16 protein-coding genes are annotated in these 16931 nt (G+C 45.4%); 5 read left to right on the top strand and 11 right to left on the bottom strand.

The window, feature by feature from the left end:
* The first annotated feature begins 4 nt into the window (after nt 1-4).
* Nucleotides 5-91, top strand: a complete 87-nt coding sequence (locus tag FEM33_RS26955; protein ID WP_374756416.1) for an IS3 family transposase — start codon at nt 5-7, stop codon at nt 89-91.
* 156 nt (nt 92-247) lie between these two features.
* Here FEM33_RS26955 and FEM33_RS03635 read toward each other — a convergent pair whose 3' ends face one another.
* The 6 genes from FEM33_RS03635 to FEM33_RS03610 form a co-directional block, all read right to left on the bottom strand.
* A complete protein-coding gene (locus FEM33_RS03635) occupies nt 248-1783 on the bottom strand; it encodes a magnesium chelatase ATPase subunit I (RefSeq protein WP_139010745.1) in 1536 nt (511 codons plus the stop codon).
* A gap of 15 nt (nt 1784-1798) precedes the next feature.
* Nucleotides 1799-3370: a ribonuclease Y gene (rny, locus tag FEM33_RS03630; RefSeq protein ID WP_138281375.1), complete on the bottom strand. Its 1572-nt coding sequence runs from the start codon at nt 3368-3370 to the stop codon at nt 1799-1801.
* A 113-nt stretch (nt 3371-3483) separates the two neighbouring features.
* The gene (locus FEM33_RS03625; RefSeq protein WP_138281376.1) at nt 3484-3795 is read right to left on the bottom strand and encodes a cell division protein ZapA; all 312 of its coding nucleotides are present in this window, start codon (nt 3793-3795) and stop codon (nt 3484-3486) included.
* Nucleotides 3792-4136 carry a hypothetical protein gene (locus FEM33_RS03620; protein ID WP_138281377.1) on the bottom strand — a complete coding sequence of 115 codons (345 nt, stop codon included), beginning with the start codon at nt 4134-4136 and terminating at the stop codon, nt 3792-3794. Before FEM33_RS03620 ends, FEM33_RS03625 begins: the two co-directional genes overlap by 4 nt.
* A 40-nt stretch (nt 4137-4176) precedes the next feature.
* The gene (gene pheT, locus FEM33_RS03615; RefSeq protein ID WP_139010744.1) at nt 4177-6606 is read right to left on the bottom strand and encodes a phenylalanine--tRNA ligase subunit beta; all 2430 of its coding nucleotides are present in this window, start codon (nt 6604-6606) and stop codon (nt 4177-4179) included.
* Nucleotides 6607-6749: 143 nt separating this feature from the next.
* Nucleotides 6750-7397 (bottom strand): DUF1684 domain-containing protein, encoded by a 648-nt coding sequence (locus FEM33_RS03610; RefSeq protein WP_139010743.1) that lies wholly within the window; start codon nt 7395-7397, stop codon nt 6750-6752.
* 185 nt (nt 7398-7582) lie between these two features.
* Here FEM33_RS03610 and FEM33_RS03605 point away from each other — a divergent pair, with 185 nt between their 5' ends.
* Both FEM33_RS03605 and FEM33_RS03600 read left to right on the top strand, forming a co-directional pair.
* Nucleotides 7583-7960 (top strand): response regulator, encoded by a 378-nt coding sequence (locus FEM33_RS03605; RefSeq protein WP_139010742.1) that lies wholly within the window; start codon nt 7583-7585, stop codon nt 7958-7960.
* Nucleotides 7961-7965: 5 nt separating this feature from the next.
* A complete protein-coding gene (locus tag FEM33_RS03600) occupies nt 7966-8727 on the top strand; it encodes an MBL fold metallo-hydrolase (RefSeq protein WP_139010741.1) in 762 nt (253 codons plus the stop codon).
* A gap of 24 nt (nt 8728-8751) precedes the next feature.
* Here the strand turns inward: FEM33_RS03600 and FEM33_RS03595 are convergent, their stop codons facing one another.
* The gene (locus FEM33_RS03595; RefSeq protein WP_139010740.1) at nt 8752-9444 is read right to left on the bottom strand and encodes a molybdopterin-dependent oxidoreductase; all 693 of its coding nucleotides are present in this window, start codon (nt 9442-9444) and stop codon (nt 8752-8754) included.
* 62 nt (nt 9445-9506) lie between these two features.
* The gene (locus FEM33_RS03590) at nt 9507-10742 is read right to left on the bottom strand and encodes a DUF819 family protein (RefSeq protein WP_139010739.1); all 1236 of its coding nucleotides are present in this window, start codon (nt 10740-10742) and stop codon (nt 9507-9509) included.
* Nucleotides 10743-10908: 166 nt separating this feature from the next.
* Here FEM33_RS03590 and FEM33_RS03585 point away from each other — a divergent pair, with 166 nt between their 5' ends.
* A complete protein-coding gene (locus FEM33_RS03585; RefSeq protein WP_139010738.1) occupies nt 10909-11400 on the top strand; it encodes a (2Fe-2S)-binding protein in 492 nt (163 codons plus the stop codon).
* A 39-nt stretch (nt 11401-11439) separates the two neighbouring features.
* On the top strand, nt 11440-13602 hold the full coding sequence (locus FEM33_RS03580; RefSeq protein WP_139010737.1) for a molybdopterin cofactor-binding domain-containing protein: 2163 nt from the start codon (nt 11440-11442) through the stop codon (nt 13600-13602).
* Between the two features lie 100 nt (nt 13603-13702).
* Here the strand turns inward: FEM33_RS03580 and FEM33_RS03575 are convergent, their stop codons facing one another.
* From FEM33_RS03575 to FEM33_RS03565, 3 genes are all read right to left on the bottom strand, one after another.
* Nucleotides 13703-15262 carry a phosphatase PAP2 family protein gene (locus tag FEM33_RS03575; RefSeq protein ID WP_139010736.1) on the bottom strand — a complete coding sequence of 520 codons (1560 nt, stop codon included), beginning with the start codon at nt 15260-15262 and terminating at the stop codon, nt 13703-13705.
* 15 nt (nt 15263-15277) lie between these two features.
* Nucleotides 15278-16204 carry a hypothetical protein gene (locus FEM33_RS03570; RefSeq protein WP_374756418.1) on the bottom strand — a complete coding sequence of 309 codons (927 nt, stop codon included), beginning with the start codon at nt 16202-16204 and terminating at the stop codon, nt 15278-15280.
* 132 nt (nt 16205-16336) lie between these two features.
* A complete protein-coding gene (locus FEM33_RS03565; protein WP_139010735.1) occupies nt 16337-16888 on the bottom strand; it encodes a hypothetical protein in 552 nt (183 codons plus the stop codon).
* Nucleotides 16889-16931 lie beyond the last annotated feature (43 nt).

Below are 16931 nucleotides of genomic sequence, written 5' to 3'. Positions count from 1 at the left end.
TTATATCAACTACTACAACAAAGACAGGATCAGGCTTAATTTAAATGGAATGAGCCCGGTACAATACCGAGCTCATCACACTAATCGTTAATTCTTAAACTCGTCCAACTTTTGGGGTGCAGTCTATATCAGGGCATTTTTATTTATAAACAGTTTCTTGTAATCTAATTAAAACCTCAGTTTTTTAAACCACCCTAGTGTAACGATGAATCATTTTAACTGCTAACAGCTAACAGCTAACAGCCACTCAAAACGGTTTCTGGTCATCATCGTCTTCATCAAAATCGTAGTCTTCGTCACCCGGTCCCGAAAACATGCTGCTGACCAGATCCTGAAACTTCATTCCCTGATCCAGTGACTGTTTTCCAATTAGCGAAAATTCGGCCATTCCGTGCAGAGCAAATTCCATCATAAACAATTTTTCTTCCTGGCTGGAATAGGCGCTCAGCATGTCTACGAAATCATCCAGTCCGTCGATGGTTTTCAAGCGCGCCATGTATTCACGGTCGGCCATATCTCCCGGCATTTCCATCTCATTACCTGATCCGAACCATTCAATTACCTTGGCATACGGATTGATCTTGCTTTTCTTGCTTTTTTCAGGATCGGGGAAAAAACTCAGGAACTGTGTTCGGATTGCTTTACCGATCAGGTTCTGCGCTACAATGACCGGGCCTTCAACTTCGCCTTCGTACACAAGCTCCACTTTTCCGCAAATGGCAGAAACAACGCCGTAAAGATCAGAAATACGAACATAGGTGGATGTCTCGCCATTGATCAGCGCCCTTCTTTCGGCAGTACTTAAAAGACTTTCATAGGCAGAAATCGTCAGACGTGCAGAAACCCCGCTTTTGCTGTCAACATACTCGCTTTCACGCGCTTCAAAAGCAATTTGCTCGATAAGCGTTTTGGCAAGTTCATTTACAACAACAAGGCCTTTCTGCTCCGTTTTAACCACAGCTTCCTGTTCTGTGATTTTTTTGCCGGTTTCAATGGTTTTCGGATAATGCGTTACAATCTGGCTTTCAATCCGGTCTTTTAAAGGGGTTACAATACTTCCACGGTTGGTATAATCTTCCGGATTGGCTGTAAACACAAACTGAATGTCCAAAGGAAGCCTTAATTTAAAACCACGGATCTGAATATCACCTTCCTGAAGAATGTTGAACAACGCAACCTGAATGCGCGCCTGAAGATCGGGAAGTTCGTTAATGACGAAAATACCGCGGTGGGAGCGGGGTATCAGCCCGAAATGTATAACCCTTTCATCCGAGTATGGCAATTTTAACGTTGCCGCCTTGATCGGGTCCACATCGCCGATAAGATCCGCAACGGAAACGTCCGGCGTTGCCAGTTTTTCTGTATAGCGTTCATCGCGGTGAAGCCAGGAAATCGGCGTATTGTCACCTTGTTCCTCAATCAGGTCTTTTGAATTTCTGGATAAAGGCTCCAAAGGATCGTCATGCAGTTCAGAATCCTGAATGTACGGAATGTATTCATCCAGAAGATTGACCATCATCCTTGCGATACGGGTTTTTGCCTGTCCGCGAAGACCCAGAAAGTTGATGTTGTGCATGGACAAAATCGCACGTTCCACATCAGGGACTACGGTTTCTTCATAACCCCATATTCCCGGGAAAATATTCTCTTTGTTCCTGATCCTGGTAATGAGGTTGTCACGAAGTTCCTGTTTAATGGAACGGGACTGATAACCTGCTCTTTTGAGTTCGCCGAGCGTATGAATGCCCAATCGTTCAGAACTGGTAAGCTGTAAGTAATTCATGTATTTTGGGCTGGATTAACGCGCGTACGCAACTGAACGCATTTCCCGGATTACGGTAATTTTAATTTGTCCGGGATACTGCATCTCTTTTTCAATCTTTTGTGAAATATCAAATGAAAGCATTCCTGCTTTTTCATCCGAAACATTGTCGGCATCAATAATGACGCGCAGCTCTCTTCCGGCCTGGATTGCATAACATTTCTCTACACCTTCAAAAGATAATGCCATGTTTTCAAGATCGCGCAGACGCTGGATATAAGATTCCATCATTTCACGCCGAGCACCCGGGCGTGAGCCTGAAATGGCATCGCAAACCTGAATGATCGGAGAAAGAATGCTGGTCATCTCGATTTCATCATGGTGCGCACCGATAGCATTGCATACTTCCGGATTTTCCTTGTACTTCTTGGCAAGTTCCATTCCCAGGATTGCATGCGGCAGATCGGATTCTTCCGGCCACACTTTGCCGATATCATGTAACAGACCTGCTCTTTTGGCCAATTTAGTGTTCAGGCCCAGTTCGGATGCCATTGTGGCGCAGAGTTTTGCAACTTCCCGCGAGTGTTGTAAAAGATTTTGCCCGTAAGAAGAACGGAAACGCATGCGGCCAATCATTTTGACAAGTTCAGGATGCAATCCGTGTATTCCCATTTCAATTACTGTACGCTCACCGATTTCCACAATTTCATCGTCAATGTTTTTGCGGGTTTTGGCGACCACTTCCTCAATGCGCGCAGGGTGAATCCTGCCGTCCTGCACAAGGCGGTGCAGTGAAAGTCTTGCAATTTCCCTGCGTACCGGATCAAAACCTGAAATGACAATGGCTTCGGGCGTGTCGTCCACAATGATTTCAACACCGGTTGCTGCTTCCAGCGCCCGTATATTTCTTCCTTCCCTTCCGATGATCTTGCCTTTGATATCATCATTTTCAATATTGAATACTGAAACACAGTTTTCGATCGCATGTTCAGCGGCGGTACGCTGAATGGTTTCAATGACAATTTTCTTGGCTTCTTTGGTCGCAGTCAGACGGGCTTCTTCCATGGCACTTTTCACGTAAGAGCCGGCTCTTGTGTCGGCCTCCGCTTTCAGTGCATCGATCAGTTGGTCACGTGCCTGTTCGGCAGTCAGGTTCGCTATTTTTTCAAGTTGTGCAACTTGCTGCTGTAAGGATTTTTCTGCCTCTTCCCGGCGTTTTACGGCCGTTTCCAATTGTTGGTTCAGATTGGTTTTAAGTGCTTCCAGTTCGTTCTCGCGGCGTTTGTTTTGTTCAATCGTCTGGTTAAGGCTTTGCTCGCGCTGTTTCAGCTTTTGTTCGTTCGACTGGAGAATTCCACGTTTTTTATTTGCATCCTCTTCAAATTCCGATTTCAGGCGAAGATATTTTTCCTTTGCTTCCAGAATCCTGTCTTTTTTTATGTTTTCGGCAGCACTTTCAGCATTTCTGATGATTTCGGCGGCGCGTTCCTGGGCTTCTTTTTCTTTCTGGTCAAAAGACTTCTGAAATATGTATTTGCCTGCGAAAATACCCACGCCGATAGCAATTATATCGGACAGGAGAACGATGAAAATTTGAGAATTTGACATTTCAAGTAATGGTTATATAGTTGGTTTTACCGACTAAACCTGCGTTAAAATGCCGAACGTTAAAGGTTGAAGAATATAAGAATCGTTTAAATTAAAGGTTTTCGCTGCTGAGTTTAGCTTTCTATAGCGCTGCTTATTGTTTCATCGAGCTTTTCCACTCTGCTCCTGAATGCCATGATCAAATCATTCAGCTGCTCCTGATTTCTCTGCAATGCCACAAGGCACTCAATGGAAGTCAGAGCAATTGCTTCGATGTCGCCGTATACTTTTCCTTTTAATTTATGTTGTTCCACGCGATGTAAGAATACCTCATAGCCATCCCGGTAATATTTCTCCTGATCTGCCGGAACACTCAGTTTGAAACCTCTGTCCAAGAGTTTTATAAAGACAGAAACGTCGGGATTAAGTATGTTGCTTTTTTTCATAAGGTATCTTCAAGCAGTGCAATGCACTTATCGATCTCTTGTATATATTTATCAACTGAATCTTTCAGTTCAGCAATTCCGCTTGTTGGCGTCAGTTTACTAGTGACAATTTTAGCGAAACTTTTAGACTTATTAAAGTCTTTTTCCAAAGTAGTGTATTTTTTCTTTATTTCTTTTGCTTCTTCCTTTAGTTTGTTATTTGATTCTCTGAGGTCTGCATTTTCACGCTGTAATTCTGATAATGACCAACTTAGTTTTTCTTTTGTGTTGATCAGGATCTCGAGCTTTTTCTCAAGGTCGGCTAATTTATGCTCAATGATACGTGAATCGATTCTTTCCATTTTTCACCTAAAAAAATTCCCACAAACCAACTCAAACCAATTATTTTCTGATTACCGCCTCGAATTCCCTTTCATAAGCTGCAATCAGGCGCTGCATGGATTTATCGATCACCTTATCCGTTAAAGTCTGCGTCTCATCCTGTAAAATAAAGCTGATGGAATAAGATTTTTTGCCTTCCAGATTGGCTCCTTCATAAACATCAAATGCATTTACAGAACGCAGCAACTGCTTTTCCGTTCTGAATGCAATCTGGCGCAGTTCTTCAAACGTTATTTTTTTGTTCACCACAACGGACAAGTCCCTGCGTACTTCCGGGAATTTGGAAACTTCCTTGTACTGTACCGCCGCATCGTACTGCCGCAGCATGTATTCCCAGTCAAAATCTGCAAAGAAAACGCCTGCTTTCACATCCAGTTTTTTGGCAACTGCCGTCTGCAGCAATCCAAATGTTACAACCGGTTTTTTGTTGAAAAGAAGCGTAAGGCCGTATTTGAAAATGCTGGTATCCGCATGCTGCTTTTCAACTTCCCGGATTTTCATAGCTGAAAGAACCTGGTTCACAAATGCCGCCAGATCATGAAAAACGGTTTCACGGGATTTTTCAAACCAGCTTTCCTGCTGGATATTTCCGGTAACAAAAACGGAAAGACGTTCTTTTTCCACATACTTTTCATTCAGCAAATGATAGGTTTTACCGAATTCAAACAATTTCAGGTCACGCTGGCGGCGGTTGCTGTTATAGGCAATGACTTCCAGTCCGGAAAAAAGCAGCGTCTGGCGCATCACCGAAAGGTCCTCGCTCAGATAATTCAGGATTTTCACCGGACTTCCAACAAGTGCATCGCCGAGTGACGCCTGATATTCCGGTTTGGTCAGCGAATTATTGATCATTTCGTTGAACCCGTTTGCGGCAAGCAGTTCGGAAACACGCAGTTTCAGTTTCTCCGGATCATTAACCGGGAAATCTGAAATGTAATCCGAGCTCAGCGATTCGGACAATTCCACTTGCCCGAATCCGTAAATGCGCAAAATTTCCTCAATTACGTCCGCTTCTCTTTGTACGTCAACGCGGTACGGCGGTACAATGGCCGTAAAAGAAGTTTCAGTTTCATTTTCCGTTACAATATCCAGGCTGTTCAGGATATTCTTTATCAGGCTTTTGTCCAGCGATTTTCCAATAAGCCGGTCAATATGCCGATAGCTCATCGGAACGCGGAAATCCTGAACCGGCTCCGGATAAATGTCTGTGATTTCGGAAGAAACCGTTCCACCCGCTATTTCCTGAATCAGCAACGCAGCCCTTTTCAGCGCATATAATGGCATATTCGGATCCGTTCCGCGCTCGAAACGGAATGAAGAATCGGTTTTCAATGAAAAGCGCTGCGCTGTTTTCCGGACCCAGATTGGTGAAAAATAGGCGGATTCCAGAAAAATGGAAGTTGTCTCATTGGAAACGCCGGAAGTAAGGCCGCCGAATACGCCTGCAATGCACATCGGTTCCGGGTTTCCGTTGGTGCCTTCATGGCAGATCATCAAATCCGAATCGGAGATTTTTCTTTCAATTCCGTCCAGCGTTACAAACGGCGTTCCTGCCGGAACTGTCGTTACAATGACTTTTTTGCCTGTTATTTTCTCAGCATCAAACGCATGCATCGGTTGGCCCAGTTCGTGGCATACGTAATTAGTAATGTCCACAATGTTGTTGATCGAACGGATTCCAATCGTTTGCAGCCGTTGTTTCAGCCATTCCGGCGAATCGCCGACTTTTATTCCGGAAATAGTCAGTCCCGTATATCTTGGGCATGCTTCGTGGTTCCGGACTTCTACTTGTACCGGAAGATCTTTATTATTTACCGAAAACCCGTCAACCGAAGGCAAACTGATCGGCTGGTTCAGAACAGCTTTCAGGTCACGCGCTACACCAAAATGCGATGCGGCGTCGGCACGGTTGGGCGTAAGTCCGATTTCAATCAGATAATCTGAAGAAACGCCAAAATATTCGCTGGCCGGCGTGCCGTTCGGCAAAGTGGTGTCCAGTACCAGAATTCCGTCGTGGGAAGTGCCAAGTCCAAGTTCGTCTTCCGCGCAAATCATTCCTTCCGACAATGCACCTCTGATTTTTGATTTTTTCAGAACCAGAGGCTGTTCGCTGCCGGTCGGATACAGCACTGCCCCGACTTTCGCCACAACTACTTTCTGTCCCGCAGCAACATTCGGCGCACCGCATACAATGGAAAGCGGGTTTTCTTCGCCGACGTCCACGGTTGTATTGCTGAGACGGTCTGCTTCCGGGTGTTTTTCGCAAGTCAGGACTTCGCCAATCACAACGCCCTGCAAGCCGCCTTTTATGGATTCAATTTCTTCTATACTTTCAACTTCCAGCCCGGTTCCTGTGAGTAATCTGCCGGTTTCTTCCGGCGTTTCTGTAATATCAATCAGTTCCTTAAGCCACTTGTAAGAGATCTTCATGCGGATACTTTAAAAAAATAAGTTGAAAGGCTGCGACATTCTGCCGGCAGCCTTTATTGCAAAATTAATAATTTAAGTCTGAACAGCACTTTGCAAGACGCAATACTGTATACTTTTCCATCAGCTTCACTCCTTGCAAACAATTACTCATGTGCGGAAGTTTCCGTCACTTCGCCCGCGTATATGGCAGCTGTAAGTGTATTTTCGGCCGGAGGAACCGGGCATGCATAAGTCGGCTGATACACACAGTAAGGATTATATGCTTTGTTGAAATCCAGCACAATTACATTGTTTTTGATTTCAGAAACGGGATAATCGAGGTACCGGCCGCCGCCGTAGGTTTCTTTTCCGGTGGTTTCATCCCTGAAAAGTACGGAAATGACGCTTTCATTTTTAAGCAGCAAAAGCTTTTGCGCACGACCGTCGATCGTGAAATTGGCATAACCGTACTTCTCGTATTTTTCCGTAGTGCCGTCCGTATACTTGATTACCAGTTCCTTGTCTTCCGACGTGTACGGAGAAATATTGGCCTTTATACGGTATTTAAGGTTTGGCTTGAAATAATGTAACCCGTGAAAGCTTTCCTTGTCTGCAATCGGAGAATCGTCCGAAGTTTTAAACTGTTCATCCTTGGCCGTGCGTTCTTCCAGGATTTTGGCATTGTACTGTTCCGGGTTTGCGGCAATCAGGTCGTCATTTCCGGATTTTGTGAAATTTTCAATTATAAAATAGGCAAGAACAGCGAAAAACATCGCGATTGTGCTGTATCGGATCACTTTATTTTTGAACATATCAAAGTCTTATTTGTAAACGGTTTGCAAACTTACACCCGAAAGGCAGCTTTGAAAAAGTATAAGATGTTTATTTACTTTTTTGTGATAATTTTGAAACTTCGCAGCCGGCCTGTTTGCGTTGTTGATCTAAATATACCTAAATTGACCAGGCAAATAAATAAACATAATACTTGACCCATCATATGTCTTACACTAAGCGAGTACTCATTGCCGAAGACAGTTCCGTTATTCAAAATCTGGCAAGGAAGATTCTGGAATTTCAACATTATGAAATTACTTCCGTGAAAAATGGAGAACAAGTTTTGCAACTCCTTGAAAAAGAAGATTTTGATATTGTTTTGCTGGATATCAATATGCCTGTGATGGATGGAATGGAGTGTGCAAGAAGCATCCGCAAGCTGCCTAACGAGAAAAAGGCCAAAACGCCGATCGTAGCAATAACGGGCAATGCAAAAAATTACTCGGAAGAAGATTTCAAAGAAGCAGGATTTGACGATGCGCTTATGAAACCTTTAAACTTTGACCGTCTGGTTGAAGTAGTGGCGCATTTGACAGAATAAATCGGATGAGGATTACATTTTTAGGAACCGGCACATCGCAGGGAATACCCGTTATTGCCTGCGACTGTGTCGTTTGCCGTTCTGCCGATCCGCACGACAAGCGTTTAAGGACTTCCGTTTGGGTACAAACCCAGGGCAAATCGTTTGTCATTGATACCGGCCCTGATTTCCGCCAGCAAATGCTCCGGGCCAATGTACGCGAACTTGATGCAGCTATTTTCACCCATCAGCATAAAGATCACACCGCCGGGCTGGATGATATCCGTGCTTTCAACCACCGCCAGCAAAGTGATATTCCGCTGTACGGAAGGCAGGAAGTCCTGAACCAGATCCGCAGTGAATTTTTTTATGCGTTCTCGGAAACCCGTTATCCCGGCGTTCCGCATTTTGAACTTCATCCGATTATAAACGAGCCTTTTGAAGTAAGCGGCGTAAAGTTCATTCCCATCGAAGTCATGCATTACATGCTGCCTGTATTCGGATTCCGGATCGGTGATTTTACTTACATTACCGACGCCAATTACATTTCGGAAAAAGAGCAGGAAAAGATCAAAGGTTCAAAAGTGCTTGTGCTGGATACTTTGCAGAAAGAACCGCACATTTCGCATTTCACCCTTTCCCAGGCACTCGAACTGATTAAAAAACTGGATATTCCGCAGGCTTATCTCGTCCATATGAGTCACAGACTGGGTTTGCATGCGGTTATCAATACCGAACTTCCGCCCAATGTAAGCCTGGCTTATGACGGACTGGTTCTGGACCTTTAAGCCTGCGGAATCCACACGGTTTTCTTAACTGTAACGGTCATTCCGCCATGGATATGCCGTGTTGGAGTAACCCCGCAATTCCCAGAACCCAAGCTTGTTTGAGGATAAAAATTCAATTCTTTTGATCCATTTACTTCCTTTCCACGCGTAAAGCTGCGGCGTAATCATCCGTACTGGCCCGCCGTGATCTTTTTCCAAAGGTTTATGATCGGCCGTATGAACAAGCAGTACATCTTCTTTCAAAGCTTCTTCAAGCGAAAGGTTTGTTGTATATTGATCATAACCGTGACAAAGTACATGCGTTGCAGTCGGCTTCGGCATTACAAGTGCGGCAATATCGGCAAGTTTTACGCCAACCCACGGAACATCCATTCTTGACCAGGTTGTAACGCAGTGAAAGTCACTTACATCTTCGGTTTGCGGCAGACTCATAAAATCATCCCAGTTCAGCGTAACCGGCGATTCCACTTCACCATCCACAACAAGTTTCCATTGCTGATGTGAAATGTCGGGTTTGAAACCAAGATCAAGCACGGGCCATTTGACGGTTCTGGTTTGCCCTGCCGGCAGCTTGGGCATTCCGTGCCGGTTTATTTCTCCCGATCCCATTGGTCTTGAATCTGAAACAGAAGGTGTACCGGCCATTTTTTCCTGAAAACGTGCTTTCAGTTTCATTCTGGCTTCTATAATCTTGTCCAGTTTGTTGTTTTCTTCCATTGAATCATTCAGTTATAATGTAAACCGGCATCTTTTTGGCCATTTGAAAAGTTGTTGCTGTCTCAGCCTTCACTGATCCATTGCATCATCAATGCCGTAAGATAGCCGCCGTAAGTTCCGATTGCATAGCCTAATATAGCAAGTAAAACGCCTACTGTCGCCAGTGACGGATGAAAAGCTGCCGCCACAACGGACGCCGACGCCGAGCCGCCGACGTTGGCCTGACTGCCGACAGCCAGAAAGAAAAACGGAATTTTAAGCCATCTGCAGACAATGATCAGAATAGCCGCATGAATGCAGATCCAAAGCAAACCGATTGCGAACAAACCCGGATTGCCGGCAACGGCGCCAAGATCCATCTGCATTCCGATCGTTGCAATGAGTACATACAAAAACACCGATCCGAGTTTGGACGCGCCCATATATTCCAGTTTCCGGACCGGCGTAACCGAAAGCACAATCCCGATGAAAGTAGCAATGGTTATGACCCAGAAAAAAGAAGAAGTGAGGCTGTATTTTTCCAGTGAAGGATAATTTTCTTTCAGAAACGGAGTGATTATTTCCGCCAGGGCATGTGCAAGTCCCGTTGCGCCAAAGCCTGCTGCGGCCAGAAATATATAGTCGCGAACCGCCGGATTTTGTTCATTTGCCTTGTTTTGTACGTCAAGATGATTCTTTACGTCTTCAATTTGTCTGCTGTCAGCACCCAGCCACGTGTCTACACGTGCGGCAATTCCGGCTCCGTAGATCAAAAAAGCCATCCATAGTTCAGCGATCAGTACATCCACGGCCACCATTTGTGAAAACAACCGGTCGCTCGGCTTGAAAACTTCCCTCAGCGCAGTCTGATTCGCACCTCCGCCGATCCAGCTCCCGGCAATCGTAGCCAGCCCGCGCCATACGGCATCCGGCCCTTCGCCGGCGACCGTAGCCGGACTTGCCAATCCGACAATCCAGAGCGCCAGTGGCCCGCCGATCATAATTCCTGCCGTTCCGACGAGCATGGCCGTCAGCGCTTTCGGTCCGAGTTTCCCCAATGAACGCCAGTCCATGCCGATGGTGAACAGCACAAGGCATGCAGGCAGAAAATACTTTGAAACCACAGAATAAAGCTGCGAAGTACTGCCGTTGATGATACCAAAAGAATTGAGCAGACCGGGAATAAAGTAACAAAGCAGCAGCGGCGGAACAAGCGTGTAGAATCGTTTCCAGACCTTTCCCGGAAGTGATGCAGTATAAAAAATCAGGGCAAGCACCAGCATCAGCAATCCAAGTACTACGGCATCGTTTGTGATCATTATTCAATTTCGGGATAAGGTTTCGGCAAACGGTAAAAATAGCGTTGTTTTTATTTATATTCGTTTACAAATACGATGTGTTCGCCTGCCGAAAATACAAAATACGCTTTTTTGTTATACTACATATTGTTGATCAGACATTTCTATTCATTCATAAACGCTAACGATGGCAGCATATAATTTATCGGTCAATGGAAAAAAAGTGAAGGTTGATGTGGAGCCCGACATGCCTTTGCTTTGGGTTGTTCGGGATTTTGCAGGACTGAAAGGGACTAAATTCGGTTGTGGAATGGCCTTATGCGGTGCCTGTACGGTTCACGTCAACGGCCAGCCGGCACGCTCTTGCCAGACGCCGGTTTCCAGTATTGGTAAAAATGATAAAATCACAACCATAGAAGGAATCGGTGACGGAAAGCTGAGTATTATCCAGAAAGCATGGATTGAAGAGCAGGTTCCGCAGTGCGGTTATTGCCAGTCGGGACAAATTATGTCGGCAGTTGCGCTGCTTAAATCAAATGCCAGCCCGACCGATGCCGATATTGACTCTGCCATGAGCGGAAACCTTTGCCGTTGCGGCACTTACGACCGCATCCGCAAGGCCATTCACCGGGCCGCAGCCGAAATGAAAGTTTCAGAAGCCGGAATCGGGAAAATGTAATATAAAAGATTTATCGTTGAACCTTAGCGACGCAAGACATTGAAAAATATACAGACATCACGCCGCGATTTTCTCAAAGCTTCCGGTTTAACAACGTTCGGGCTTGCATTGGGAATTTCGGGTTTTACAAAGGATGCTTCTCTCAAAAAGATTACACCGGCAGTTCTGAAGCTGGAAATCAACCCGTTTATCATTATTGATACGGCCGGAAATATTACCCTTGTCAATCCGCGTCCGGATATGGGACAAGGCTCGACGCAGGCCGTTCCTTCCTTGCTGGCAGAGGAACTGGAAGTAAATCTGGAAAAAGTTCTGATTATTCAGAGCGACGGAAAAGAAAAATACGGAAGCCAGGTTTCCGGAGGCAGCAGTTCGGTAAGGGAATTGTGGCTGCCGATCAGGAAAGCAGGAGCCGCAGCCCGCGAAATGCTGACAGTTACCGCAGCCAAAAGATGGAATGTGCCGGTAACAGAATGCCATGCAGAAGACGGAGCCGTATTTCATAAAGCAAGCGGCAAAAGCCTGACTTACGGCGAACTGGCCGATGATGCTTCCAAACTGGAAATTCCTTCCGATCCGAAACTGAAAGATCCGAAAGATTTCAAAATTATCGGCAAATACAACAAACGGCTCGATGTACCCGACCGGGTGACCGGAAAAGCGGTTTATGGAATTGATGTGGATGTGCCCGGAATGGTTTATGCAAGCATTGTGCATTCGCCAGCAATCCATGGTAAAATCGTTTCCATTGATGACTCGGAAGCAAAGAAAATCAAGGACGTTTTACAGGTTATCAAAACCGAAAGGACTATGCCGCACCGTACTTCCGAAGCAGTTGCCGTCATCGCAACAAACTGGTGGGCAGCCGTAAAAGGCAAGAAAGCACTCGTTGTAAAATGGGATAACGGAAATTTCGAAAAAACAGTGGATACGGCTGGCTACTTTGCTGAAACGTACGAAGCCGCGAAGAAGCAGGGTATAAATTACGAAGAAAAAGGAGATTTTACGGCAAAGTATGCTGCTGCAAAGGAAAAGCTGGAAACACAATACGAAACACCGTTTCTGGCGCATGCACCCATTGAACCTGAAAACGCCGTAGCGCATGTAAAAGACGATGGCTCCGTTGAAATCTGGGCGCCCGTTCAGGGGCCAGACTGGACAATCCGGGATGTTTGTGCTTACATGAAAATAAAACCGGAGCAGGTAAAAGTGAACGTTACTTTACTCGGAGGCGCTTTCGGCCGCAAAGCATACCACGATTTTGTGCTGGAAGCCTGCCATATTTCAAAAGAGATCAAAAAACCTGTAAAGGTGATCTGGACGCGTGAAGATGATATTACGCAAGGTCCGTACCGCCCGGGTATGCTGAGCCATATGCAGGGTTTTGTGGAGGACGGTAAAATAACAGGATATCATCATCATGCAATCGGCGAATCCATTCTTGGTCAGGTATTTAAAGGCCTGAAAGAAGATGAAGCGGATTCCTGGATCGGTGAAGAAATCAGTACGGGCAACACCAAATACCATTTTGCTGCGGCTTCCAAAGTAAGCTGGACGCACGTAAAAACGGATATTCCGATTGTTTGGTGGCGCTCGGTTTATGCCTCCAATTTTGGCTGGGGACAGGAATGTTTTATTGATGAACTGGCGCATCTTGCCAAAAAAGACCCGCTGAAAGCCCGCCTAGAAATACTTCCCGACGAGCGCTTCAGGAAAGTACTCGAAACTTTGGCTGAAAAAGCAGGCTGGGATGAAAAACTGGCGAAAGGTACCGGAAAAGGACTGGCTGTATTTAAGTCATTCAACAGTATTTCAGCGTGTTGTATAACGGTATCCAGAAAAGATCAGGGTGTCAAAATAGACAAAGTGGTTTCTGTTATTGATTGTGGCTATTATGTAAATCCGGACAACGTAAAGGCGCAGACCGAGGGCAACATTGTGATGGGGCTTACTGCTGCAATCAAGGACGGGATTACATTCACAAATGGTGCCTGCAACCAAAGCAATTATCATCAGTACAACATCATGCGGCTGAATGAAATGCCAGCCATTGAAATTCATATTGTCGATAGCGGGTCCGCTCCGGGCGGAGTAGGGGAACCGGGACTGCCGCCGGTTGCACCGGCTCTGGGCAATGCAGTATTTGCTGCAACCGGCAAGCGTATGCGTAAACTGCCGTTTGATATTGCCAATCTTGGCTAAACAGATTCTTGTTAAATAAAATTGAAATACACTATAAAAAAAGCCATGCTCCTTAACAAAAGCATGGCTTTTCACATTTCACATTTAACTTTTTACACGTTTACAAAGCACCATCCAACTGCGCACGGTGAATAGCCGTCTGTCCGATTTTGTGGCCGGCCTCCAATCCTGCTTCACAATCGAAACGGTAATGAATAAGTCCGTAAATGCGGGAAACAGATGCTTCCATCGCCATTTGATTGAGCTTTTCTTTTTCTTCCGGAAAAATATAGGATAACAACTCGGCGGCAGCTCCTGAAAATGTAGAATGACCGGAAGTATAAGAAGGAAAGTTCGGCAATCCGACAGAAGTTTTGATCTTCTTGTTCATCTGGTTCGGACGCGGATAATAGTAATAATACTTGGCGTCCCAGCAGCAAATTCCTGCATCCTGCAAGGTGGTTCCCAGCAAGGCAAGCGTCCTTGCGGTTCTTATTTCGCTGTAACTGTTTTTATGACACAAATCGGCTGCACGGCGGTGCCAGTGACCCGGAGGCGTGTAGCTTCCAACGCCATCCGACCAGAAATTTGCAATCCGCGCCTGTTCTCTTGTCTGCTTTTTGGCAATTTGCAGCAGTTCGTCAATGTTTTGCTGATACTCGGCACTTCCTATTGCAGGCGGCGGCGAAGGACGCATTTCTGCCACTGCCGCTTTATCGAAATTCCAGGGCGTTACAAATCCGTAGGTCGGCAGCATAGGCGGACGAGCCGGAACTTCCTGGCTGACCCAAGTTTCAGTTGTACCAATGCTTTTTGCATTGGCGATCATTTCAGCCGTTTTTGACTGATTGTTTGCCGTGCTCATGCCATCCGTTTTGGCTCTTGCCATAACTTTTGCACCTACCGCTTTACCCAGTTCCACACCGGCGGCAATATCGCTTTCAACGTTCATTCCGGCCCATAAACGACTTTTTTTATGCTGCGCCAGTTTTTCTTCCAGAAACGGCACTTCGCCCGGAAACATTGCTTTCAATACCAGAAAGGAAGCTTCGGCCACAACTGCGTCCTCGGAAGGATAAGAAGGCAAATCGGTAAGAGGCAGTAATGTTTTTATGCTTTCATCGGTTTTGGCCGGCGCTTTCCGGTTGAATTTGAACTTGTATTTCCAGGCCGAAATCAATGCATCGTACTGCGCTACGCTCAGATAAGCCAGTGCACGCGCCGTGTAAGGCGGATTGGCAAACGGAAACTTCGGGTCGGCAAGTGGGTTGGCGGGATCCGGAAGTGGATATTTTCCGTCTTTATCGGAGGCAGGAGGCGTATTGTAGCGGGCAGCAAGTTCACGTCCGATTTCATTCCAGCGGAAAACAGCGCCGGCACCCCAGTAGTTTACAAGTTCTCTTTGCTGCGGCGTAATGGCGGCTGTTGTTTCTTTCAGCTTTGAAATTTCGGCTTTGTATTCATCGGAAGTGGCAGCTTTTGGTTCGGCAACCATGATTTCTTCCGAAGATGCAAGAACAAATGGCTTCCAGTTTCCTGCATTTTCATCCAGGCCGGAAGGTGTGTTGATGGATGCAACGGGTTCATTGACATTCTTGCTGCATGACAGGATAAATGCGGTGATCAGTACAAAAAACAGGTATTTACTATTTCCCAGAAAGGATATGATGTTATTTTTCATTGTATGTAGCAATTTTTAATTTTTAGCAGCCTTTATATACCGGAACTGATAAAGTACGCCAACTGAATAGGAGGTACTCTGGCCCACATTGCTGCCACTCAGCACATGCGCAACCCTTGCATTTAACCCAAAATTGTGAGGCTGGTATTTGGCATAAAATCCCAGAGAAGTTGATTTCATGTTGTTGGTTGGAAATGGCATATCATTGCGGCGGATGTTGTCACCGCCATCGCATGCGCCATACTCAACGTAAGTTTCAGCCTGAATTCCGCGTTTCAGATAGCCAAGCCGTGCAGCTGCATCATAGGCGTTCGGTACAGAAACCTGATGCACATTGTAAAGATGTTTGTCAGCCTGATAAGAATCTCTGTCTATATGAATATTGCTCCGAAAAATGTAGCTTCCGGATGCAGTCAGGTAAATGCCGCTTCTGTGCTTGTAACTCGCAAGTAACCGGGCCGTTGCTGTTTTGCACTGCATTCCGATGGACATAGGCATGAATTCGGCAACATAATTTCCGACCGGAATCGAGGCGCCTGCAATGGCATGCATCGAAAATCCTGATTTGTTAATAAATCTGTATTTCAGCCAGCCGGAAGCATCCTGAAAACCGCGCTGCCAACGCAGGTTTCCTGCGCTCGTCTGCGTCCATACATACGGAAGTGCAACAATGGCATTCAGGTTTTTGGTTACGCCTACGGCCAGCATGGCCATGGTACTTTGTGTTGTATGTGTGCCGATATTCAGGTTTTCACGTAAAAGGGAGTTTTCCCAGTATTTATTCCACGAGCTGTTATTGTAGGATACAGCCAGACAAGCTGTGTTTTTTGACATGTAAATCGCGTCGTTAGGCATCTGTGCAAATGCAGATTGCTTGAATGACAGCATAAGCAGGAACAGCAGCAGCGAAAACTGCTTCAGATTCAGTAAATGTTTTTGCATTGAATGATGGAATTGTAAGGCCAGCATATGTCTACCGGATTGATAATCCATTATCAACTGGTTTAAATAGCAGGCAGAATGATATAATAAGCTTAAATGCTGTTTTTTAATTAAAACGGCGAAAAAGGAGAATCAGCAAAATTCGGGAGGCGGTGTCGGCAGGCGTATGTCTATCGAAGCATATACCCTTTTTACCGGTAAATTGTTGAATTCTGATCGCTGATCTGAAAAGCAGGTTTTAGGAATATCAAACTCGAAGGTGCTCGGGACGTAGTTTTTCAGCAGGTTACCAAGCAGCTTTATGGCTTTACTATAAGGATTATTCGGGAAATCGGTCTCAGGATTGCTCAGCATTTCCATGGCATTGGCCAGTTCAAAAAAATGATCGCGGGCGGCCTGATTGGATTTGAGCGTTACATACAGCGTATCATTTTCATGCAGAATGTGCGTCGGGTTATAAAAATTCCCATCCTGCCGTACAAGTCCTTCAATGTTATCGGAAATCTCTACATTATCCGAATAAGGCAAAGACGGAAGATACATTTTCATCACTTTCCAATCTTCTTTTCCATCGGTAAGTGAAGCAACTTTAAAATCCTTTTCAAAGAAAAGCACAGCAAAAGTCAGCCCGAACGTATTGTAGAGCAGCAGAGCCAATAAACCTATCGGTGCTATTTTTTTCAATGGAATGAGGATTTGTTCCAAATTTAATAAAAATAGTTTCAAT

This window comes from Dyadobacter flavalbus, from assembly GCF_006149045.1.
In the GTDB taxonomy this organism is placed as follows: Bacteria; Bacteroidota; Bacteroidia; order Cytophagales; family Spirosomataceae; genus Dyadobacter; species Dyadobacter flavalbus.
Note: the sequence above shows the minus strand (reverse complement) of the source record. Positions and strands in the feature narration are given on the sequence as shown.

Excerpts from the sequence above, each read along its gene's own strand:
- FEM33_RS03610 (WP_139010743.1), bottom strand. The coding sequence starts at position 7,397 with ATGTTCAAAAATAAAGTGATCCGATACAGCACAATCGCGATGTTTTTC.
- FEM33_RS03620 (WP_138281377.1), bottom strand. The coding sequence starts at position 4,136 with ATGGAAAGAATCGATTCACGTATCATTGAGCATAAATTAGCCGACCTT.
- pheT (WP_139010744.1), bottom strand. The coding sequence starts at position 6,606 with ATGAAGATCTCTTACAAGTGGCTTAAGGAACTGATTGATATTACAGAA.
- FEM33_RS03605 (WP_139010742.1), top strand. The coding sequence starts at position 7,583 with ATGTCTTACACTAAGCGAGTACTCATTGCCGAAGACAGTTCCGTTATT.
- FEM33_RS03600 (WP_139010741.1), top strand. The coding sequence starts at position 7,966 with ATGAGGATTACATTTTTAGGAACCGGCACATCGCAGGGAATACCCGTT.
- FEM33_RS03635 (WP_139010745.1), bottom strand. The coding sequence starts at position 1,783 with ATGAATTACTTACAGCTTACCAGTTCTGAACGATTGGGCATTCATACG.
- FEM33_RS03570 (WP_374756418.1), bottom strand. The coding sequence starts at position 16,204 with ATGCAAAAACATTTACTGAATCTGAAGCAGTTTTCGCTGCTGCTGTTC.
- FEM33_RS03590 (WP_139010739.1), bottom strand. The coding sequence starts at position 10,742 with ATGATCACAAACGATGCCGTAGTACTTGGATTGCTGATGCTGGTGCTT.
- FEM33_RS03625 (WP_138281376.1), bottom strand. The coding sequence starts at position 3,795 with ATGAAAAAAAGCAACATACTTAATCCCGACGTTTCTGTCTTTATAAAA.
- FEM33_RS03575 (WP_139010736.1), bottom strand. The coding sequence starts at position 15,262 with ATGAAAAATAACATCATATCCTTTCTGGGAAATAGTAAATACCTGTTT.
- rny (WP_138281375.1), bottom strand. The coding sequence starts at position 3,370 with ATGTCAAATTCTCAAATTTTCATCGTTCTCCTGTCCGATATAATTGCT.
- FEM33_RS03585 (WP_139010738.1), top strand. The coding sequence starts at position 10,909 with ATGGCAGCATATAATTTATCGGTCAATGGAAAAAAAGTGAAGGTTGAT.
- FEM33_RS03595 (WP_139010740.1), bottom strand. The coding sequence starts at position 9,444 with ATGGAAGAAAACAACAAACTGGACAAGATTATAGAAGCCAGAATGAAA.